Origin of the sequence: Halorubrum sp. CBA1229, from assembly GCF_003721435.2 — an archaeon.
Lineage (GTDB): Archaea > Halobacteriota > Halobacteria > Halobacteriales > Haloferacaceae > Halorubrum.
In genome coordinates, this window is record NZ_CP054585.1 from 981,559 (window position 1) to 1,003,733 (window position 22,175).

The 22,175-nt window shown below is 70.3% G+C and carries 13 protein-coding genes; 10 read left to right on the forward strand and 3 right to left on the reverse strand.

Annotated features, from left to right (window positions below):
- The first annotated feature begins 6 nt into the window (after positions 1 to 6).
- The 3 genes from Hrr1229_RS04935 to Hrr1229_RS04945 are packed head-to-tail and all read left to right on the forward strand — an operon-like array spanning position 7 to position 4,012.
- Complete coding sequence (locus Hrr1229_RS04935; RefSeq protein ID WP_123113920.1) at positions 7 to 990, forward strand: ABC transporter permease; 984 nt, start codon at positions 7 to 9, stop codon at positions 988 to 990.
- Entirely contained in the window at positions 990 to 1,910 is a 921-nt protein-coding gene (locus tag Hrr1229_RS04940) for an ABC transporter permease (protein WP_123113919.1), read from the forward strand. Before Hrr1229_RS04935 ends, Hrr1229_RS04940 begins: the two co-directional genes overlap by 1 nt.
- Positions 1,907 to 4,012 carry an ABC transporter ATP-binding protein gene (locus tag Hrr1229_RS04945; RefSeq protein ID WP_123113918.1) on the forward strand — a complete coding sequence of 702 codons (2,106 nt, stop codon included), beginning with the start codon at positions 1,907 to 1,909 and terminating at the stop codon, positions 4,010 to 4,012. The genes Hrr1229_RS04940 and Hrr1229_RS04945 overlap by 4 nt, the downstream gene beginning before the upstream one ends.
- 72 nt (positions 4,013 to 4,084) lie before the next feature.
- Here the strand turns inward: Hrr1229_RS04945 and Hrr1229_RS04950 are convergent, their stop codons facing one another.
- Entirely contained in the window at positions 4,085 to 6,262 is a 2,178-nt protein-coding gene (locus tag Hrr1229_RS04950; RefSeq protein WP_123113917.1) for an acetate--CoA ligase family protein, read from the reverse strand.
- A gap of 99 nt (positions 6,263 to 6,361) precedes the next feature.
- Between Hrr1229_RS04950 and Hrr1229_RS04955 the strand changes: the two genes are divergently transcribed.
- Entirely contained in the window at positions 6,362 to 7,498 is a 1,137-nt protein-coding gene (locus Hrr1229_RS04955) for a mandelate racemase/muconate lactonizing enzyme family protein (RefSeq protein WP_123113916.1), read from the forward strand.
- A gap of 29 nt (positions 7,499 to 7,527) precedes the next feature.
- Here the strand turns inward: Hrr1229_RS04955 and Hrr1229_RS04960 are convergent, their stop codons facing one another.
- Entirely contained in the window at positions 7,528 to 8,742 is a 1,215-nt protein-coding gene (locus tag Hrr1229_RS04960; RefSeq protein WP_123113915.1) for an MFS transporter, read from the reverse strand.
- 283 nt (positions 8,743 to 9,025) lie between these two features.
- On the opposite strand from Hrr1229_RS04960, the gene Hrr1229_RS04965 reads away from it, so the two are divergent.
- Complete coding sequence (locus Hrr1229_RS04965) at positions 9,026 to 11,182, forward strand: ABC transporter ATP-binding protein (protein ID WP_123113914.1); 2,157 nt, start codon at positions 9,026 to 9,028, stop codon at positions 11,180 to 11,182.
- 70 nt (positions 11,183 to 11,252) lie between these two features.
- On the opposite strand, the gene Hrr1229_RS04970 is transcribed toward Hrr1229_RS04965, so the two are convergent.
- Positions 11,253 to 12,014, reverse strand: coding sequence for a class I SAM-dependent methyltransferase (locus Hrr1229_RS04970; RefSeq protein ID WP_123113913.1), 762 nt, complete (start codon positions 12,012 to 12,014; stop codon positions 11,253 to 11,255).
- A 126-nt stretch (positions 12,015 to 12,140) separates the two neighbouring features.
- Between Hrr1229_RS04970 and Hrr1229_RS04975 the strand changes: the two genes are divergently transcribed.
- The 5 genes from Hrr1229_RS04975 to Hrr1229_RS04995 all read left to right on the forward strand — a co-directional run bounded on the left by Hrr1229_RS04975 (position 12,141) and on the right by Hrr1229_RS04995 (position 22,100).
- Entirely contained in the window at positions 12,141 to 12,995 is an 855-nt protein-coding gene (locus Hrr1229_RS04975; protein ID WP_123113912.1) for a CoA ester lyase, read from the forward strand.
- A 130-nt stretch (positions 12,996 to 13,125) separates the two neighbouring features.
- Complete coding sequence (locus Hrr1229_RS04980) at positions 13,126 to 15,369, forward strand: hypothetical protein (RefSeq protein WP_123113911.1); 2,244 nt, start codon at positions 13,126 to 13,128, stop codon at positions 15,367 to 15,369.
- A 111-nt stretch (positions 15,370 to 15,480) separates the two neighbouring features.
- Positions 15,481 to 18,225, forward strand: coding sequence for a leucine--tRNA ligase (leuS, locus tag Hrr1229_RS04985; RefSeq protein WP_123113910.1), 2,745 nt, complete (start codon positions 15,481 to 15,483; stop codon positions 18,223 to 18,225).
- Positions 18,226 to 18,320: 95 nt separating this feature from the next.
- Complete coding sequence (gene kynU / locus Hrr1229_RS04990) at positions 18,321 to 19,775, forward strand: kynureninase (protein ID WP_123113909.1); 1,455 nt, start codon at positions 18,321 to 18,323, stop codon at positions 19,773 to 19,775.
- 150 nt (positions 19,776 to 19,925) lie between these two features.
- Positions 19,926 to 22,100 carry a PAS domain-containing protein gene (locus tag Hrr1229_RS04995; RefSeq protein WP_255212580.1) on the forward strand — a complete coding sequence of 725 codons (2,175 nt, stop codon included), beginning with the start codon at positions 19,926 to 19,928 and terminating at the stop codon, positions 22,098 to 22,100.
- Positions 22,101 to 22,175: the final 75 nt, after the last annotated feature.

The following is a 22,175-nucleotide window of genomic DNA, read 5'->3' on the forward strand; positions in this document are numbered from 1 at the left end:
CTATCCATGAGTTTTCGACGATTTTTAATAAAGCGCACCATCATCGCGGCGTTGCTGACCCTGATCGCCGTCAGTATCATCTTCGCCACGCTGCGCCTGCTGCCCGCCGACCCGTTCAGCGCGCTCGTGGCGTCGGGGTCGTTGACGCCGGAGGAGGTCGAACAGATACGGGCGATGTACGGGCTCGACGACCCGATATACGTCCAGTACCTCAGGTACGTCCAGAACCTGTTCACGTTCGAGTTCGGGATCTCGCTCACCCAGCAGCGGCCGGTCGGCGAGATCATCATCCCCGCGCTGGTCAACACGCTCGTGCTCCTGCTGCCGGCGCTCGTCGCGACCGCGATAGTCAGCTCCCTCGCCGGGATGTACGCCGGCTGGAACCGCGGGTCGTGGTTCGAGCAGTCGAGCATCGTCGTGACCACGGTCTTCCGGGCGACGCCGATCTTCGTGACGGGGATCTTCCTGCTCATCATCTTCTCGTACGGGTTGGGGTGGCTGCCCGCCTTCGGGATGCGGAGCTCGCTGGCCAACCCCGACGGGTACGTCGAGACGTTCGTCTCGGTTGACTTCCTGCGACACTACATCCTCCCGTTCACCGCGACGGTGCTGTTCTACAGCGGCGACTTCCTGATGCTCGCGCGCAACTCGGTCGTCGAGCGGAAGGGGTCGGAGTTCCTCATGCTCCACCGCGCGAAGGGGCTCTCTGAGATGGCGCAGCTGGGCCGGGCGGGGCGGAACTCGCTGCTCCCGCTCGTCACCTACTTCGCGCTCCGGACGGGGATGCTGTTCCAGGGAGTGATCACCTTGGAGGTGGTCTTCGCGTGGCCTGGGATCGGTCGCGCGCTCGTTCAGGCGATCCTCAACCAAGACTACCCGACCGTCCAGGCGGCGGTGTTCATCATGGCGCTCGCGGTCATCGTGATGAACCTCACCGCCGACCTGGCGTACGCGAAACTGGACCCGACGGTCGAGGCAGGTGACGTCTAATGTCAGGATACACCATCGACACCGACACGGCGAGGGAACGGATCCGCTCCGAGCTCGAGCGAGCGGGACGCACGCTGCGCTTCGTGCTGCGCGACAACGCGGCGAAGGCCGGCTTCGCCGTCATCGTGGTCTTCGGGTTCCTCGGCGTCTTCGGCCCGTACCTCGCCCCGTACCACCCGATCGAGGACACGCTCCAGCAGGGCGGGTCGATGATGCGGCTCCAACCCCCCGGCGGGAAGGCCCTGTTCGGAACGACGTCGTTCGGAAAAGACGTGTTGAGCCAGTTCCTCGCCGGCGCGCGGCCGACGCTGATCGTCGGCCTGTTCGGCGGCGTCGGGACGGGCGTCCTCGGCTTCCTGGTCGGGCTCACGAGCGGCTACTTCGGCGGCCGCGTCGACGAGTTCCTGATGCGGCTGACCGACCTCACCTTCGCGCTCCCGTTCCTGCCGATGGCGCTGGTGATCCTCTCGTTCGTGACGCCGAGCGTCTGGCTCATCACCGCCGTGCTCGTCGTCTTCCTGTGGAAGATGCCGGCGCGGGTCATCCGCTCGGAGGTGATGACGGTCAAGGAGCGGACGTTCGTCAAGTCGGCCCGCGCCAGGGGCGCCGGCCACATGCGGACGATGTTCCTCCACGTGGCGCCGAACGTCCTCGGGATCGGGTTCCTCTACACCGCGTACGCCGTCGGCTGGTCGATCGTCGCCGGGGCCTCGCTCGCGTTCCTCGGCTTCGGCGACCCGACGACGACCTCCTGGGGGCGGATGCTCCAGCAGGTGTTCCGGTCGGGCGCGATCCGCGTCGCATGGTGGTGGGTGCTGCCGCCGGCCATCGGTATCGGCGCCGTCACGACGGGCGTCTTCCTGGTCGGACGGGCGTTCGAGGAGATAGTTAACCCCGACCTACAGACGGAGCAAGAATGAGTCTACTCGAAATCAACGACGTGAAGATCACGTATCGGATGCCGGGCAACGACGTCCACGCCGTCAACGACGTCTCGTTCTCGATCGACGAGGGGGACAACTACGGGCTCGTCGGCGAGTCCGGCTGCGGGAAGTCCACGCTGGCGAAGTCCGTCCTCGGACTGTTAGACGACAACGGCGAGGTCCGCCGAGGGAGCATCCGGTTCGATGGGCGGGAGCTGCTCGACCTCTCCGAGCGGGACTGGCAGTCGGTCCGCTGGGAGGACATCGCCTACATCCCGCAGAGCGCGATGGACTCGCTGGACCCGGTGATGACGGTCGGCGCGCAGATCCGACAGGCCATCCGCGAACACCGGGACGTCTCGAAGCGAACGGCGAACGAACGCGTCGCCGAGGTGTTCGAGATGGTCGGTCTTGACCCCGACCGAACCGGGGACTACCCGCACCAGTTCTCCGGCGGGATGCGCCAGCGCGTCACCATCGCGATGGCGCTCGCACTGGACCCCGACCTCCTCATCGCCGACGAGCCGACGACCGGGCTGGACGTCATCGTCCAGGACAAGATCATCGACAAGCTCATGGAGATCCAAGCGGAGATCGGCAGCTCCCTGCTCCTGATCACTCACGACGTGGGCGTCGTCGCCGAGACCTGCGACGAGATGTCGGTGCTGTACGGCGGGAAAGTGATGGAACAGGGCGACACGGACCGGATCTTCAGGGCGCCGACCAACCCCTACACGATCGGGCTGAAGAACGCCTTCCCGGAGGTCGACGAGTTCGACGAGCAGGCCATCTCGATCCCCGGATCACTCCCGGATCTCACCCAGGAGCCGACGGGCTGCGTGTTCCGCAACCGGTGTCCCTTCGCCACCGAGGAGTGCGAGCGGAGCCACCCGCCGCTGGCCGAGGTCGGCGGACAGCTGTCCGCCTGTCACTACGCCGACCGGGCCGACGAGATGCGGGAGGAGGCCGCCGACCCCGCAACGTGGGGGATCGACGTCCGCGACGAGAGCGACAGGTCGAGCGGCGTCGGGGATACCATCCTCGAGACGCGGGGGCTCGAGAAGTGGTTCCAACAGCCGCAGGGCATCTTCGACGACCTGCGCGGCGCCGATCCCGACTACGTCAAGGCCGTCAACGGCGTGGACCTCACCGTCCGCGAGGGCGAGATCGTCGGGGTCGCCGGCGAGTCCGGCTGCGGGAAGTCGACGCTGGCGGAGGTGATCGCCGCGCTCCAGGACCGGACTGGCGGCGAGATCCTGATCGAGGGGACGCCGGTCGACGAGCTCCTCGGGAGGAACACGAAGGAGTTCCGCTCGCGGGTGCAGTTCATTTTCCAGGACCCGTTCGACTCGCTGAACCCCCGCCAGCGGGTTCGCGCCGCGGTGTCGGAACCCCTGAAGATCCAGGGCCACGACCGCGAGACGATCGACCGGCGCGTCAGGCAGACCGTCGAGGACGTCGGCCTCGAGCCGGCCGAGAAGTACCTCGACCAGCTCCCGGCCCAGCTGTCGGGCGGGGAGCGCCAGCGCGTCGCGATCGCGCAGGCGCTCGTGCTCGAACCGACGCTCTTGATCTGCGACGAGCCGGCGTCGATGCTCGACGTCTCGCTGAAGGCCAACATTCTCAACATCCTCAGAGAGAAGGCCGACGAGCGCGACATCGGGATCGTCTACATCTCGCACGACCTCGCGAGCCTCACGCAGATCGCCGACCGCCTGGCCGTGATGTACCTCGGTCGGATCGCCGAGATCGGGGCGACGAAAGACGTCGTCACGGACCCGAAACACCCCTACACGGCGTCGCTGCTGGCGGCCTCGCCGAAGACCGACCCCGACGTCGACAGGCAGCGGGTGCTGTTACCGGGGGAGCCGCCGAATCCGGTGAACCTCCCCGACGGGTGCAACTTCGCGCCCCGGTGTCCGAAGGCCGACGAGACGTGTCGCGGCGAGGAGCCGACGCGGTCGACGTTCGCGGACGAGGGGCACGAGGCGGCCTGCTACCACCCGGTAGAGGACGTCGAGTCCGAGCTGTTGGACCGCTACGCCGAGGCCAGAGAGGAGGAGGTCGGCGAGATCGTCGAGGAGGAGCTGACGCTGTAGTCCGCCGCGGCGGCGATCGTCTCGCTTCCGTTTCGGTTTTCACCGCTTCTCCGTTCGAGCCCCGAACCCCGCTCACTCGCTCGTCCGGACCAGCGCGTCGACGGCCAGGGGGCCGTCGGGCGTGACGACGACCGGGTTGAGGTCGAGCTCGGCGACCGCGTCGACCGAGGCCGCCAAGTTCCCGACGTTCACGAGCAGGTCGACGACCGCGTCGACAGAGAGCGGCGCGTCCCCGCGCCGGTCGGTCAGCAGGTCCGCGAGCGCCGTGGCCTCGACAGCGCGGCGCGCGTCGGCGCGCGAGAACGGTGGGACGAGCGTCGCGGTCTCGTCGAGCGCCTCCACGAGGACGCCGCCGGGCCCGACCGTGACCAGCGAGTCGAACACGTCGCCGGAGGCGACGCCGAGGATCGCCTCGACGCCGTCGCCGGCCATCGGCTGGACGAGCACGCCGGCCACGTCGGCCGCGTCGACGCGCGCCAGCGCGGCGTCCGTCACGTCGTCGTACGCCTCCCGGACCGCCGCGGCCGAATCGAGGCCGAGCTCGACCGCGCCGGCGTCGGTCCGGTGCGGGAGCGCCGGCGAGTCGACCTTACAGACGACCGGAAAACCGATATCGCGGGCGGCCGCGACGGCCTCGTCGGCGTCCGTCGCCACCCGGGTCTCGACGACGGGGACGTCGTAGGCGTCGAGGAGCGGCTCGGTCTCCCGCCACGTCAACACGCGTCCCCGGGGGAGCTCCGAGTCGGGCGCGTCGACGCCGCCCTGCGCTTCGAGGGCGCTCGCGAGGGCGGCCCTGGACGGCCGGTCGGCCAGCCGGTCGCGGTCGGCGGCGTACTCGGCGGTCGAGGCGACCGCGTCCAGACAGCGTCCCGGGTCCTCGTACACCGGCACGGACTCCCGCAGGCGGGCGTACGGCGGCGTCGCCGTCGGGTCGTCCGGCTCCTTCCGCCCGGTCCAGAGGACGTACACCGGGTCGTCGGCCTCGGCGGCGATCGCCTCGAGGTCCGCGGCGATCGTCTCCGCGCGCTCGTCGACGCCGGGCAGCCCGATCGCGAACACGTAGACGTCGAAGGCGTCGTCGGCCAGCACCGCGTCGGCGATCTCGGGGAGCACCTCCGCGCCGTACCCCCGGATGTCGGCGGGGTTGTTGAACCCGCCGTACGTCAGGAGCTCCTCGATCCCGAGCAGCGTCCGCTCGGTCTCGCCGTCGATGGCCGGCAGCGACAGGCCGCGCTCGGCGGCCATGTCCGCGAGCAGGCTCGCGAGGCCCCCGCTGGTCGAGGCGACGCACACCCGGTCGCCGTCGGGCGTCCCGTACGCGGCGTGCGCGCTCGCTCGCGAGAGCAGATCCGGAACGTCCGGGACCCGCTGGACCCCCGTTTGGTCGAAGGCCGCGTCCCACGCGTCGTCGCGCCCGGTGAGCGATCCCGTGTGCGACAGCGTGGCCGCCTCCGCGAGGTCCGACCGGCCGACCTTCACCGTCAGCACCGGCGTCCCGTTTCGGACCGCGCGCTCGGCGACGCGCATGAACCGCTCCGGCTCGTCGATCCCCTCGACGTAGGTGCACACCACGTCGACGGTCTCCCGCTCCGCGAGGTACGCCACGTAGTCCGTCAGCGTCAGGTCGGCCTCGTTGCCCGTCGAGACGATGTGGCTGAAGTGGAGGTCGCGGTCGGCCGCCCGCTCGAAGAAGGTCGTGAACGCCAGCGCGCCGGACTGGCTAACGAGCCCGATCCGGCCCGGTTCGGGCTCGCGCGAACACGTCGAGGTGAGCGTCGCGCCGCGCGAGTTCATCACGCCGATGCAGTTCGGCCCGACGACGCGGATCCCGGCGTCGGCGGCGGTCGCGGCCAGCCGCGCCTCGAGTTCCGCTCCCTCGTCGTCGGCCTCCGAGAACCCGGCGGAGAGCACGAGCGCGACCGGGACCCCCCGCTCGCCGGCCGCGGCGACGACGTCGACGACGTACTCCCGCGGGACGCTCACGACGGCCAGATCGACGGTTTCGGGCACGTCGGCGACGCGGTCGTAACACCGGCGGCCCCACACCTCCTCTCGGTTCGGGTTGACAGGGTACAGGTCGCCGTCGAACCCGTAGTCGAGGAGGTTGTTCACGAGGTTGCCCGAGTAAAACGAGTCGGGGCTGGCTCCCACGACCGCCACCGACTCCGGATCGAAGAGCGGATCCAGGTCCGGCACGGCGGGCGTCGCGTCGGCGCTCGACTTGACGACCGAGGCGTCGTCTCCTGACATGCACGTCGATCCCACGGGAATCCGCCTGAACCTGTTCCCGAACGCCCCCAATATTCATCATCCTTTATTATAGTCGGGAGTCACGTCGGAGGGAACGACATGGAGATACGCACCGTCGAGGCGATACCGCTCCGCCGGGAGCTCGACGAGCGGTTCGCGAACGCCCAGAAGTGGATCTCCTCGCGCGAGTACTGTCTGGTGCGGGTCGAGACCGCGGACGGGGCCGTCGGCTGGGGGGAGTGTTGGGGACCGATCGCCGGCACCCGCGAGGTGATCGACGAGCGGATCGCCGCGCTGCTTCGCGGGCGCGACGCCGCGGCCGTCGAGTCGATCCACGAGGACCTGGTCTTCGACCTCCGGTCGGCGTACCACTCGACGGTCCCGGCCGGCGCCGTCAGCGGCGTCGACCTCGCGCTGTGGGACCTCCGCGGGAAGGCGGCGGGCGCGTCCGTCGCGACGCTGCTCGGCGGCGCGCGCCGCGACGCGGTCCCCGCCTACGCCACCGGGCACTTCTGGCCCCCGGTCGACGAGTTCGACGAGCTCGAGGCGGCGGTCGTCGCGGAGGCCGAGTCGCACGTCGACGCCGGGTTCGACGCGCTCAAGCTGAAGATCGGCACGGAGCGCCACTTCGGCTGGGGGCCGGACGCCGACGTGGAGCTGGTCCGAGCCGTGCGGGAGGCCGTCGGAGACGACGTCGCGCTGATGGCGGACGCGAACCACGCGTACGACCTCCCCGCCGCCCGCCGGGTGGCCAACGGGCTCGCCGAGCTCGACGTGCGGTTCTTCGAGGAGCCGCTTCCGCCGGAGCGGATCGAGGCGTACGCGCGGCTGAACCGAGACGCCGAGGTTCCGATCGCCGGCGGGGAGTGCTGGGCGTTCGCGCCCGATTTCAGACGCGCGGTGAACGCCGGCGCGGCCGACGTCCTCCAGCCGGACGTGACCAGCGCGGGCGGGCTGACGTCGGCACGCCGGGCGGCGGAGATCGCCGACGCCGCCGGCCTCGCGACCTACCCGCACGTGTTCGGGAGCGCGGTCGCGCTCGCCGCGAGCCTCCAGCTGCTCGCGACGCTGCCGGGGTCGCCCCGACTGGAGTTCGACCGCACGCCGAACCCGATCCGCGAGGCGCTCGCCGTCGGCCCGATCCGGAACGAGGGCACCGAGGTCCCCGTACCGGACGGGCCGGGGCTCGGGGTCGAGATCGACCCCGAGACGCTGGCCGAGTTCCGGGTCGACTGAGGCGGCGGGGGTCGACTGAGGCGGCGGAGCTACTCAAACAGCCAGAGGACGACCGAGATGCCCGCCGCGACGGCCAGCGTCGCGGTGAGGAGCCAGAACGCCGGCTTGAACCCGGCCGTCTCCGAGAGGTAGCCGACGAGGGCCGGAGAGGAGGCGCCCGCGATCATCAGGAGCGTGCGCACCGCCCCGAGGCCGCCGCCGGCGACCGACGCGGGAAAGACCGACATCAGGTACGCGCTGCGGACCGGTCGGTAGCCGTGCGACCCGAGTCCGAGACAGACGATCGCCGCGCCCAACAGGACCGGGTCTCCGAGGTCGGTCAGGAGGATGACCGAGCCGAGGCCGGTCGCCGCGAGGCCGAGCGTGAACGCGATCATGGGCAGCTCTCCCGTCCGGTCGCTCAGCTCGCCGGTGAGCAGCTGGACCAGACTCACCGCGAACAGCGCGCTGAACAGCAGGTTCGCCGTGGTCGGCTCGAGTCCGGCCTCGCGCGTGAGGTACAGGGGGAGGAAGGCGAACGCGGCGTTGAACGCGAACGAGAACAGGACCGTCACCGCGACGAACGCCGAGAACCGCGGGTTCCGAAAGAGTGCCGCGTACTCGCGGACGGGGACGTCCCCGCCGCCGCTCGTCGCCCCGCCGCCGTCGGTCTCCGAGATCCGTGTGGGGACCCGGACGACGAACGCGGCGGTCACGAGTATCCACGCGACGCCGGACGCGAGGAACGTCGTCCGCCAGCCGGCACCGAACACGCCGGGAAGCCCCGCGAACGCGACCACCGCGGCGGGGGCCGCGACGCCGCCGAGGCTGCCGAACGTGTCGAACACGCCCAGCGTCCGTCCGGTCCGGTCGGGATACGCCCGCGAGAGCAGCCGCACGCCGACCGTCTTGAGCGTGCCCGTGCCGGCCCCGATAATCAGCATCCCGGCGACGAGCACGGCGAACGGCGCGTCCACGGCGAGCGCGAGCGCTCCGACGGCCGCGAGCGCCGACCCCGAGGCGAGGACGATCACGGAGCCGAACCGGTCCGCGAGCAGCCCGGACGGGAACTGGAGGACGGCGTAGACGAAGAGGAGCCCGCTGAACAGGGTCCCGAGCCCCGCCGCCGAGATCTCGTAGACGCCGGCGATCCGCTCGAAGAGCGGCGGGAACGCGAAGCGGACGAACTTCCCTAAGAACCACAGCGTCGACGTGAGGACGACCGCGTCGAACCGCCCGAGCCGACCGAGCGCCGATCGGTCCACGTCTCGTCACCACCTCCGCTCCCGCGGACCGGCGTCGGTCTCTTCCCCGGCGTCCAGCGGACCGAGGGATCGGCGACGGCCCTTCCGCCTCTCGATCGGACGGACGGAGGGCGGTCGCTCGACGGGCATCGTGGCGAGCGGTTCGACCCCAGCGTTCATAATGGTACTGAATGCTATGATCGTCCGTGATGGTTTCGCGCGAGCGCAGGGGATCGACTCTCGCGACGGGCGAGGTCGGTCGCCCGAGCCGTGACACCGCCAGACCGATCGGGGGAGCGTCCCCGTGACGCTCCTCGACGTCGACGATCTGACGGTGCGATACGAGGCGCAGGACGGGACGCTCCACAGCGTGACCGGCGTGTCGTTCACCATCGACGACGGAGTCAACTACGCGCTGTCCGGCGAGTCGGCGTCCGGGAAGTCGACCACCGCGAAGGCCATCCTCGGTCTGCTCCCCGACCACGCGGTGATCGAGTCGGGCGAGATCGAGTTCGAGGGGCGGGACCTGCGGTCGCTGACGCCCTCGGAGCGACAGGACCTCCTCTGGGAGGAGATCGCGTTCATCCCCCAGACGGCGATCGACGCGCTCGATCCGGTGATGTCCGTCGGCGCGCAGATCCGACAGGCGATCCAGACCCACCGGGAGATCTCGGAGCGGAACGCCCGCCGCCGCGCGCAGGAACTGTTCGAGACGGTCGGCCTCGACCCCGACCGAGTCGGCGACTACCCGCACCAGTTCTCGGACGGGATGCGCCAGCGAGTCGTAATCGCGATGGCGCTCGCGCTGGAGCCGAAGCTCGTCGTCGCGGACGAGCCCACGACCGGGCTGGACGTCATCGTCCAGGACAAGATCATCGACAACATCCTCCAGATCCAAGCGGAGACCGACAGCTCGCTGCTGTTGATCACCCACGACCTGAGCGTCATCGCGGAGACCTGCGACGAGATGTCGGTGCTGTACGGCGGGACGGTGATGGAGCAGGGTCGCGTCGAGAACCTCCTCCTCAACCCGTCGAACCCCTACACGATGGGGCTGAAGAACGCGTTCCCCGCGCTGGACGACGACGCCGACGGGCTGGTTTCGGTCCCGGGGAGACCGCCGCAGCTGGACGCGAAGCCGACGGGCTGCGTCTTCGAGCCGCGCTGTCCGTTCGCGAGCGAGGAGTGTGAGACGACGACGCCCGACCTCCGCGAGCTCCCCTACCGGAAACAGCGCGTCGCGTGCCACAACGCGGAGCGAGCGGTCCCGATGCGACGGGAGGCCGAGGACGCCGCCACGTGGGGCGGCGCCGCGGAGGGGTCCCGCCCCGACACCGACGACGCCATCCTCGAGGTCGAGGGGTTACGCAAGTGGTACGAGAGCTCGGAGTCGCTCCTCGGCCGGCTCCCCGTCGACGGCGTCTCGCCGACGGTGACCGGGTTCACGAACAGCCTCAGCCGGTGGTACGACCAGCGCGGCGAGATCCTCCGAGACGTGCTCGGCGGGGGCTCGCACATCCGCGCCGTCGACGGGGTCTCCCTGTCGGTCTCGCGCGGCGAGATACTGGGCGTCGTCGGCGAGTCCGGCTGCGGGAAGTCCACGCTCGGACAGACGCTCGCGCTGCTCGAGGAGCCGACGGACGGCGGGTTCACGTTCGACGGGCGGTCGCACGAACACTACCGGGACGGGAACCTCCAGTCGTTCAGACAGAAGCTCCAGATCGTCTTCCAGAACCCCTACGAGTCGCTGAACCCCCGGATGACGGTCGAGACTCTGGTGAAGGAGCCGCTCGCGATCCACGGGTATCGGACCGACGAGCGCGACGCGGCGGTCCGAGAGACGCTCGAACGGGTCGGGATGGCCCCCGCCGAGCGCTACCTAGACAAGTACCCGAACGAGCTCTCCGGCGGCCAGCGCCAGCGGGTCGCCATCGCCCGGGCGCTCGTCATCGACCCCGAGTTCCTCATCTGCGACGAGCCGGCGTCGATGCTCGACGTCTCGCTCCAAGCGGAGGTGCTCAACCTCCTCCGCTCGCTGGCCAACACCGAGGACATCGGCGTGCTGTACATCTCTCACGACCTCGCGAGCCTCACACAGATCGCCGACCGGCTCTCGATCATGTACCTCGGGCGGTTCGCGGAGACGGGGCCGACGGAGCAGATCGTGACCGACCCCAAACACCCGTACACGGAGGCGCTGCTCGCGGCCGTCCCGGAGACGGATCCGCGAGGGAGCCGCGACCGGGTCACCCTCGAGGGCGAACCGGCCGACCCGGAGGGGTCACCGGAGGGATGTCGGTTCGCTCCCCGCTGTCCGAAGGCCACCGAGCGCTGCCGGGAACGGGAGCCCGCACTCGGCGCCTGGGTCGGCGACGACCACTTCGCCGCGTGTTTTCACCCGAGCGAGGAGTCGAGGATCGACGAGCCCGCCCGGGTCGACGAACCGATCGACGTCGACTGACCACCCGAGCGGCGTCGACTAACCACTCGGTCGGCGTCGACTGGTGGCGTTCGGCGCCTCGCCGTGGGGATCACCGGGTCGCCCGGACGAGCAGTTTGAGGTTGGCGAACGACTCGATCGTCCCGTCCTCGCGGGTTATCTCGAAGGTCTCCGCGGCACCGGGGGGCGCTTCCTCGAAGGCGGCGGCGACCCGCTCGCGGCGTTCGGCCGGCGCGTCGACGTTCGCGATCCACTCGTCGAACTCGAGGCGCTTGGTCACGACGCTCGACGTCTCGACGGCGAACCCGGCGTCCTCGAGCCACTCGATCCAGTCTGCGACCGCGTGTGACCGGACGTGCGTCGGGTCCCGGAGCCGCTCGACGGCGTTGAGGAAGTCGTCGAGAGCGTCGTCCGCGGGGGCGACGTTGTCCTCGAAGGCGAAGGTCCCGCCCGGTTCGAGGACGCGCGCGACCTCGTCGACGAACGCGGTCGGCGACGGGAAGTGGTGGGCGGCGATGCGGCAGGTCACCGCGTCGAAGCTCGCGGCGGCGAACGGCAGCCGTTCGGCGTCGCAGACGACGCCCTCGAGACCGGGGAACGCGGCCGTCGCCGTGGTCACCATGGCGGGCGCCGCGTCGGCCGCGACGACCCGGTCGACGCCGGCGTCGAGGAGCGCGCCCGCGGTGTGGCCGGCGCCGGTGGCGACGTCGAGCCCGCGCTCGGCCGACGCGCACCACCCGGCGAGCCGGTCCAGGTCGTCGCCGGCGCGGTGGACGTCGCTGTCGAGGTACTCGGCGGCGCGGTCCCCGAAGCGCGCCGCCGCGGACCGCTTTCGGTCTCTCGACTCTCGCATGTTCCGTCCGTCCGGTCGCCCGGCGAAAGGCGTTCCGGTCGGTTCACTCCCGGGATGTGTCGGTTCACCCTCGAGATGTGTCGGTTCGCCCCTGGGATTTTCGTGGCGGGCGGGCGTGGGGCCGGCATGGTCCGTCGATCGCTGCTGTACTGCCCGGGCGACGACCGAGAGATGATGGAGAAGGCTGTCGAGACGGCTGCCGACGCGGTCATCTTCGACCTCGAAGACGCCGTCGTCCCCGACGCGAAGGCCGAGGCACGGCGAACCGTCCGATCGATGCTCGACTCGCTCGACGACCCGGCGCCCGACGTCACCGTTCGTATCAACCCGTACGGCCGGTCCGGGCCGGAGGACGTGGACGCCGTCGTCGGCGAGGCCGATTCGCCGCCCGACGGCGTCGTGCTGCCGAAGGTGAACGGGGCCGAACCCGTCGAAGCGCTGTTCGAGCGTCTCGGTCGGCTCACGAACGAGCCCGTCGGCATCGTTCCGCTCATCGAGACGGCCGCGGGCGTCGTGGCCGTCGACGAAATCGCGGCGGCGTCCGGCGTCGACGCCGTCGCCTTCGGGGATCAGGACTTCACCGCCGACATCGGAGCGACGGTGACCGACGACAAAACCGAGTCGCTCTACGCGCGACAGCGGGTCGTCGTCGCGGCGGCCGCGGCCGGCGTCGACGCGTTCGACACCGTCTACACCGACATCCGGGACCTCGACGGGCTGCGAGAGCAGGCCGAGTTCGCCGCCGAGATCGGGTTCGACGGGAAACTCGCCGTCCACCCCGACCAGATCCCGGAGATCAACGGCGCGTTCACGCCCGGGGCGGACCAGCTCGAGTGGGCCGAGACGGTGCTCGCCGAACGGGAGCGCGCCGAGGAAGCGGGCGCCGGCGCGTTCACCGTCGATGGACAGATGATCGATCCACCGCTGATCGAGCGCGCGGAGACCGTCATCGAGCGCGCCGAGGCCGCCGGGATCCGCTGATCACCCGACGACGTCGACGGTCGCGTCGTCAGAAGACTTATTCGCCGCTACGGTCGTAAACTAGTGAAATGAACATGGAGTCGCGGTCCCCGACGAACGGTCCGGGTCCGGACGGCCGGGAGGGTCGCCCGTGACCGACCGACCCGCCCCGGACGGCGACCGTCGGACCGTCGGCCGGCGGACCGTCCTCGGCGCGCTCGCGGGCGCCGGGAGCGCCGCGGTCGCCGGCTGCTCCGGCTCGGAGCCGGACGACGCCGCGACGATCGACTTCGAACAGGAGCGGCTCGACGAGCTCGCGGCCCGGTTCGCGCCGACGCTGTACTTCGATTCCGCGGAACCGTGGTTCCCGACCGATCCGCGACCGTACGCGGCCGAGGAGGACGGCGAGACCGTCGTCGACGGGTTCGCGGCGTTCGACGGCTACCACGAGCGGTACGAGGAGGCGGGCGAGCCGCCGAACCCGACGGTGTTCTACAACGGGGTCCGGTACGAGGACTCGCCGCTCGCGGTCGTCCAGTTCTGGTTCTACTCCGCGTTCGACCAGTTCACCGCGAACTTCCACTGGCACGACTGGGAGGTCCTCCACGTGTTCGTCGACCTCGACACGGGCGACCCCCAGCTGTACGTCGCCAGCTCGCACTCCCGGAGCGTCCCGAACAACGAGTTCCTCGACCCCGACCCCGACGTGGTCCCGCGGATCCTCCCCGAGCTCGGCTCGCACTCCAGCACACTCTCGGTCAACGAAGACCCCGATCAGTTCCAGCGCGTCGGCGAGGAGGGGCTGCTCGCGGACATCACGAACACGACGATAGACACCGTCGAGGACCTCCTCGGGGTCCCGATCGCGTACGGGCTCCCCCGTGACGAGGGGATGCGGCTCCCGTTCGTCGTCCCCGAGTACGAGGGCGCGCCGATCTACGAGCACCCCGACCTCCCGTCGGTCACCGAGGGCTCCCTGGTCGACGGGGCGCTGACCGTCCGGTCGCTCGACGCGCTGCGGTCGCCGCCGACCGACCTCCCGCTCCGGGAGACGGGGGTCGCCTTCCGACACGCCGACCGCGAGGACCCGATCGCGGACGAGACCGTCGACGAGGTCGTCGGCTACGAGCTCGTCGAGAGCGCCGAGTTAGAGGATATCGCCGCGTTCACCGGACCGCAGCTCAGCTTCGAGTTCGCCGTCCCGGAGGTCGTCGAGGACGCCGTCGCGAGCCACATCACGACGACGGGCGTCCCGTGGGAGCAGCCCCGCTACGAGAACCCCGCGCTCGACGTCACCGCCGGGAACCACCGCGCGGAGCTCGCCGACCGGTACGAGGCGATCGCCGAGGACGAGTCGTACGGGGCCGAGGCCGCCGGCGCGCTCGACGCCGTCGTCGCCCGCGTCACGACGGCGACCGAGACCGACGAGGCCCCCGACGGCGAGGGGCTGACGACGACCGAGGCGAGCGTCGAGTCGTTCGTCCTGATCGAGAGCGACCCCGAGGCGGTCCCGACGTTCGCCGGCGGGGTCGCCGTCGCGAACGGGGTGCCCGAGGGCGACCACCGCCTCACGGTCAACGGCGCCGGCCAAGCCCCGCACAGCGAGCAGCTGACCGTCGCCGCCGACGAGCCCGTGACGACCGCCGGCGCCGAGGGCGAGATCCCGCTCGTCGCCCGCGAGAACGCGCAGAAGGTGGAGCTGTCGGACGCGGAGAGCGACGCCGACCTGACCCGGACCGCGGTCGAGGACGACTTCGCCGGCCGGATCTACGACTCCGCGATCGACGGGAGCGACGCGGTCTACGTCCACGCCGGCGGCGCCTACACGACCGAGGTCCGCGACGCCGACGACGAGGTCGGCGCGTACCGCGTGAACCCGGACCCGCCGGGGTCGGGGGACGACTCGGACGACGGAGACGACGGCGGGGGGCGCCCGCCGATCCGGATCGAGCGCCCGGAGACCGGGGCGGCCCCGCTCGCCGGCTACGTCGCCGACGTGGCCGAGGAAACCCGCGCCGCGGTCGCGGCCGCGGCGGCGGAAAGCGACGACGGCGACAGCGACGACGATGACGGCGGAACCGGCGGCGGGACGAACGGCGGCTCGGGCGGCGGGAACGACACCGACGGCGGCCCGACGAACGCGATAAACGGCCTCGAACGCGCGCTCGCCGCCGCGGTCGAGGCCGCGAGGAGAGCCGAGGAGCGCGCCCGCGAGGGCGACGGCGAGGGGACGGACCGTCAGCTCGAGAACGTCGCCGACCGGATCGCCCGGATCGAGGAGCGGCTCGCGGCGGCGCGCGAGGGGCTCCCGCCCGGGCTCGCGAACGCGACCGGGAAGCGGATCGAGCAGGCGACGAAACGCGTCGAGCAGGCCCAGAACGCCGGGAAGCTGTAGGCGGGCGACCCGTTTTCTCCTGCCCTGCTCCCGCCCGCGAGCCCGTGTGCCACGGCACACCAGTGGATGGAAAGCTATACGACGCCGACCCGACCACGAGTATATAAGCAGATGTCTCAGGAGGGTTACGACCACAGCGCGGTCGAGAATCGGTGGCAGGAGGCGTGGGACGACGCCTCCGTGTATCACACGCCGGACGAGGCCGACGACCCGACGTACGTGCTGGGGATGTACCCGTACCCGTCGGGCAAGCTCCACATGGGCCACGTCCGCAACTACACCATCACGGACGCGTACGCCCGGTATCGCCGGATGCGCGGCGACGACGTGCTCCACCCGATGGGGTGGGACGCGTTCGGGCTCCCCGCCGAGAACGCCGCGAAGGAGCGCGACACCAACCCCCGCGACTGGACGTTCGACTGCATCGACACGATGAAAGGGCAGATGCGGTCGATGGGGTTCGGCTACGACTGGGACCGCGAGATCACCACCTGCACGCCGGAGTACTACAAGTGGAACCAGTGGCTGTTCAGCCGCTTCGCCGACGCCGACCTCGTGGAGCGGCGCGACGCCGAGGTGAACTGGTGTCCCTCCTGCGAGACCGTCCTCGCCGACGAGCAGGTCGAGGGCGACGCCGAGCTGTGCTGGCGCTGTGACACGCCCGTCGAGGCCCGCGAGCTGGACCAGTGGTTCCTGGAGATCACCGAGTACGCCGACGAGCTGCTGGAGGCCATCGACGACCTGGAGGGGTGGCCCAACTCGGTGCGCCAGATGCAGCGGAACTGGATCGGCCGCCAGTACGGGACGACGCTGGACTTCGAGGTCATCGAGGCGCGAAGCGCCTCGAACGGACGCGGCGAGGGGACCGAGCCGCGGGAGTACGGCCCCGTCGAGGCGTTCACCACCCGCGTCGACACCGTCCACGGCGCGACGTTCTTCGCGCTCGCGCCGGACCACCCGATCAGCGAGGAGCTGGCGGCCGAGGACGACGCGGTCCACGAGTTCGTCCACCACGAGGCCGATCCCGAGGGCGACGAGCCGAACGGCGTCGAGACCGACCTCACCGCGACCAACCCCGCCACGGGCGAGGAGATCCCCGTCTTCGTCGCCGACTTCGTCCTCTCGGACGTGGGGACGGGCGCACTGATGGCGGTGCCCGGCCACGACGAGCGCGACCACGCGTTCGCCGAGAAGATGGGCGTCGACATCGAACCCGTCGTCGCGCCGGAGCCGGACGACTGGGACGGCGAGACGGTCCCGGAGGCGCCCGACGTGAGCGAGGAAGCGTTCACCGACGACGGCGTCCTCGTCAACTCGGGCGAGTACAGCGGCCTCGACAGCGAGACGGCCCGCGAGCGGCTCACCGCTGACATCGAGAGCGCCGAAGAGAGCACCCAGTACCAGCTGCGCGACTGGGGGATCTCCCGCCAGCGCTACTGGGGCACCCCGATCCCGGTCGTCCACTGCGACGACTGCGGGCCGGTGACGGTCCCCGACGAGGACCTGCCCGTGGAGCTGCCGGAGTTCATCAACACTACCGGGAACCCGCTGGACGCCGCCGAGGAGTGGAAGGCGACGACCTGCCCGGAGTGCGGCGAGCCGGCCACCCGCGAGACCGACACGATGGACACGTTCGTCGACTCCTCGTGGTACTTCCTGCGCTACGTCTCGCCGGACCTCGACGACGCCCCGTTCGACTTAGAGCGCGCGAACGACTGGATGCCGGTCGACCAGTACGTCGGGGGCATCGAGCACGCCGTGATGCACCTGCTGTACTCCCGCTTCTTCACCAAGGTGCTGGCCGACGAGGAGGGGCTCGACCACCGCGAGCCGTTCACGAACCTGCTGGCGCAGGGGATGGTCCAGCTGGAGGGCGAGAAGATGTCGAAGTCGAAGGGCAACGTCGTCTCGCCCCAGCGCATCGTCGACGAGTACGGCGCCGACACGGCGCGCCTGTTCATGATGCAGGCTGCCCAGCCCGAGCGCGACTTCGACTGGTCCGAGGAGGGCGTCAAGTCGACGCACCGGTTCCTCTCGCGCCTGAGCGATCTGGTCGAGGCGTACGCCGCGGGGGACGTGGCGGGTGACGAGGCCGCCGCGGACGGCCCCGGCGCGGCGACTGCCGGCCGCGATACGATCGACGACTACGTCGCCGACGAGGTCGACGCCGCCGTCGCCATCGCGGGCGACGAGTACGACGACCTGACCTTCAACGTCGCGCTCCGCGAGGCGCAGGACCTCGTGGGGACGCTCCGGAGCTACCGCGAGCACGCCGACCCGGACCCGGACACCTACGAGCGCGGGCTGGAAGTCGCCGTCCGCCTGCTCGCGCCGGTCGTCCCGCACCTCGCCGAGGAGCTGTGGGAGGCGCTCGGCCGCGACGGGTTCGTCGTCGAGGCCGACTGGCCGACCGCGACGGTCGACCGGGAGACGGTCGAGAAGCGCCGCCGGCTGGTGGCGAACACCCGCGAGGACGTGCGCGACATCGTCGAGGTCGCCGGGATCGAGGACCCAGAGCGGATCGACGTCGTCGTCGCCCCCGACTGGAAGTACGACGCGCTGGAGATCGCGATCGACAGCGACGCCGACAACCTCATCTCCGAGCTGATGGGGGAGAGCCACATCCGGGAGCGGGGCGACGACGCCGCCTCCTACGGCCAGGACCTGCAGGCGAACCGCGAGGCGCTGCAGGCGACCCTGTCGGACGACGACGAGTACGAGGCGCTGCGCGCGGCCGCGTGGCTGATCGAGCGCGAGTTCGACGCGCCGGTCCGCGTCGAGCGCGCCGCGGACGCCGACGACGCGGTGGTCCAGAAGGCGGAGCCGGGGCGACCCGCGATCGACATCGTCGAGTAGCGGTCCGCGGTCCCTTTTAACTACCACCGGCCGTTTGGCGCGTCTCGATCCGGGCGGCCCGGAAGCGATTAGTCGACGGCGGTATCCGAATCCGTATGGACGACCCTTACGCCCCCGCCCGCGACGCGCTCGACGGCGACGGGCTGGCCGGCGGCGCTGGCGACGGCAGCGATGGCGACGGTGGCAGCGATGGCGACGGCGACGCGCGCGACGACGCCGGTTCCGACCCCGCCGTCCTCGCCGCCCGCCTCGACGACGCCGACCCGCTCTCCGCCTTCGCCGACCGGTACCGCGTGCCCGACGGCGTCTTATATATGGACGGCAACTCGCTCGGGCCCGCGAGCGACGCCGCCCTCGCGAGCCTCGACCGCGTCGTCGACGAGTGGCGCGACCGGCTCATCGCGGGGTGGACCGACGCCGACCCGCCCTGGTTCTCGGTCGGCGAGCGCCTCGGCGACGCGCTCGCACCACTCGTCGGCGCCGACTCCGCGGAGGTCGCCGTCGGCAACTCGATCACCGTCAACGTCCACACCTTGGTCGGCACCTTCCTCGACGAGCTGCTGGCGAGCAACGGCCCGGAGCGGGAGGGGATGGCACGGGCAGACGGCGAGTGGGACCGGAGCGTTGAGCCCGCGGTCCTCGTCAACGAGCTCGACTTCCCCTCCGACCACTACGCGATCCGGGCGCAGCTCCGGGGGCGCGGGATCGACCCGGACGAGAAGCTCCGGGTCGTGGAGAGCCGCGACGGGCGGACGATCGACCCCCGAGACGTCGAGGCCGCGCTGGCGGCGCACGACGATATCGGGATCGTCTTCATGCCGACCGCGCTGTACCGCTCCGGCCAGCTGTTCGACGTCGAGCGGATTACCGAGGCCGCCCACGAGGCGGGCGCGTACGCCGGCTTCGACGCGGCCCACTCCGCGGGGGCGGTCCCCCACCAGTTCGACGCGGCCGGCGTCGACTTCGCGGTGTGGTGCACGTATAAATACCTCAACGCCGGCCCCGGCGCCGTCGGCGCGCTGTTCGTCGCCGCGCGCCACCACGGGCTCACGCCCGCCCTGGCCGGGTGGTGGGGCCACGAGAAGGCGACGCAGTTCGAGATGAACATGACGTACACCCCCGCCGACTCGGCCGGCGCGTGGCAGATCGGGACGCCGCCCTTGCTGTCGGCCGCGCCCCTCGAGGGCTCGGTAGAGCTTCTGCGGGAGGCGGGGATCGACCGCCTGCGCGCCAAGTCGCTCGCGCTCACCGACTTCCTGATCGCCCTGGTCGACGACCGCCTCCCCGAGGTCGCGGTCGGGACGCCCCGAGAGCACGCCTCCCGCGGCGGCCACGTCGCCCTGGAACACCCCGACGCGGAGCGGCTGAGCGCGGCGCTCAACGACCGGGGCGTGGTCGTCGACTTCCGGCCCCCGAACGTGGTGCGGGTGTGTCCGGCCGCGCCGTACACCTCCTTCGCCGACGTGTTAGCGGTCGTGGACGAGATCGAGGCGATCCTCGAGTCCGGGGCACACGAGGCGTACGCGACGGGCGAGGGCGGTGTGACGTAGGCGACGGGGGATCCCCGAATCGGCACCGATTAAACCCTACCTGTCTAATCGATGAGTATGAGAGAGCGGCAGGAACCGACCGTGGAGTCCGGTTCCGACCCCGTGGCCGACGGCGCGGACAGGGGTATCTACGAGACGATCTTCTGTGAGATGGAAGACGCGGTGTTCCTGATCGACGTCGAGGAGGCGGGCGGCTCCTACAACTTCCGGTTCAGTCGGACCAACGCCTCACACCAACGGCTCACCGGGATCTCGCTCGAGGAGATACGCGGCAAAACGCCGCGGGAGTTGCTGGGCGACGAGCAGGGGGCGTCGGTCGCCGAGAACTACCGTCGCTGCGTCGAGACCCGCGAGACGATCGAGTACGGGGAGTCGCTCGCGCTGCCCGGAGGACGGAGGGAGTGGCAGACGAGACTGAGCCCGGTCATCGAGGACGGGTCGGTGACGCGGGTCGTCGGCGTCGCTCGGGACGTCACGGAACAGAAAGAGCGGGAACGGACGCTCCAGCAGATCAAAGACCGGCTCGAACTCGCGGTCGAAGGCGCCCAACTCGGCATCTGGGACTGGGACATGACCACCGACGAGGTCGAGTTCAACGAGCAGTGGGCGGAGATGCTGGGGCACTCGCTCGACGAGGTCGAACCGCACCTCGACGCGTGGGAGCGGCGCGTTCACCCGGACGACCTCGGCCCGGTCGAAGACGCCCTGTCGGAGCACATCACCGGGGAAACGGCGTACTACGACACGGAGCATCGGATGCGTACCGCGGCCGGCGAGTGGAAGTGGATCCGCGACGTGGGAAAGGTCGTCAAGCGCGACGAGGACGGGGAGCCGGTGCGGGCGGTCGGCATCCACCTCGACATCGACGATCAGAAGCGGCGAGAGGAGGACCTGGAACGCACGCGGGCGCTGATCGAGCGGACCCAAGAGAGCGCGTCGATCGGCTGGTGGGAGGTCGACCTGGTCGACGAGTCGCTCACGTGGAGCGACGAGGTGTATCGCATCCACGGGGTGCCCGTGGAGGAGCCGATCGAGCTGGAGGAGGCCATCGAGTTCTACCACCCGGACGACCGGGCGGCCATCGAGACCGCGGTCGACCGACTGATCGAGGATGGAGAGTCGTACGACCTCGAACTGCGGATCGTCACGGCGTCCGGGCAGACCCGGTGGGTCAGGGCGATCGGCGACCCGCAGTTCGACGACGCGGGAGACGTCGTCGGTGCGTTAGGGCTGTTCCAAGACATCACGGAGCGGAAGGAGTACGAGATCGCCCTCGAGTCGACCCGCGAAGAGCTTCGGAAGATCATCGACCTCGTGCCGGACCTGGTGTTCGTGAAGAACCGTGACGGCGAGTACCTCCTGGCCAACGAGGCGACCGCGGAGGCGTACGGAAAGACGCCAGAGGAGGTCGAGGGGCGCTCGGAAGCCGATATCATCCCCGACATCGAGGACTCGTCCGAGTTCCGGCAGGACGACTTAGAGGTGATCGAGTCGGGCGAACCGAGGTCGATCGGGGAGGAGACGCTGACGACGGCGGACGGCGAAACACGCATCCTGCAGACGACGAAGATCCCCTATAAGGTTCCGGAGACGGGGGAAGACGCCGTCTTGGGATACGCCCGCGACGTGACCGAACTCAAGGAGTACGAGCGGACGCTCGAGCAGCAGCGGGACAGCCTCACCCTACTCAACCAGGTCGTTCGCCACGACATTCGGAACCAGCTGATGGTCGTCGAGTCGTACACCGAACTGCTCGAGGACTCGCTGCCCGACGACCAGAGCCGGACGTACGCGCGGACGGTCATCGAGGCGGCGAAGCAGGCGACGGAGATCACGGAAACGGCCAAGGACGTCACCGACGTGCTGCTACAGGTCGGCAGCGGCCGGACCCCGGTGAGCCTCCGCGACGAACTCTCCGGGCAGATCGAGAAGGTTCGCACGGATCGGGACCGGGCGACGGTCTCCGTCGACGGGGACGTCCCCGAGGTGACGGTGTGGGCTGACGACCTGTTGGAGGCGGTGTTCCGGAACCTGCTGACGAACGCGGTCGTCCACAACGACAAGGATGTGGCTGAAATCGCGGTTTCGACCCGCCTCACGGACGACGCGGTGCGCGTGTCGATCGCCGACAACGGCCCCGGGATCGAGGATAAACACAAAGAACAGATCTTCCAAGAAGGCGAGAAGGGCCTCGAGAGCGGCGGGACGGGGGTCGGGCTCTACCTCGTCAAGACGCTCGTCGACAAGTACGGGGGCGACGTCTGGGTCGAGGACAACGAGCCGACGGGCAGCGTGTTCGTCGTCGAACTGCCCCTCGCCGACTGAGGGGACGGGGGTCTCACCGCGGACGCGGGCGGCGCCGACGTGTCGGGGGCAGTGCTGGCCTGTCGGGGGGGACGC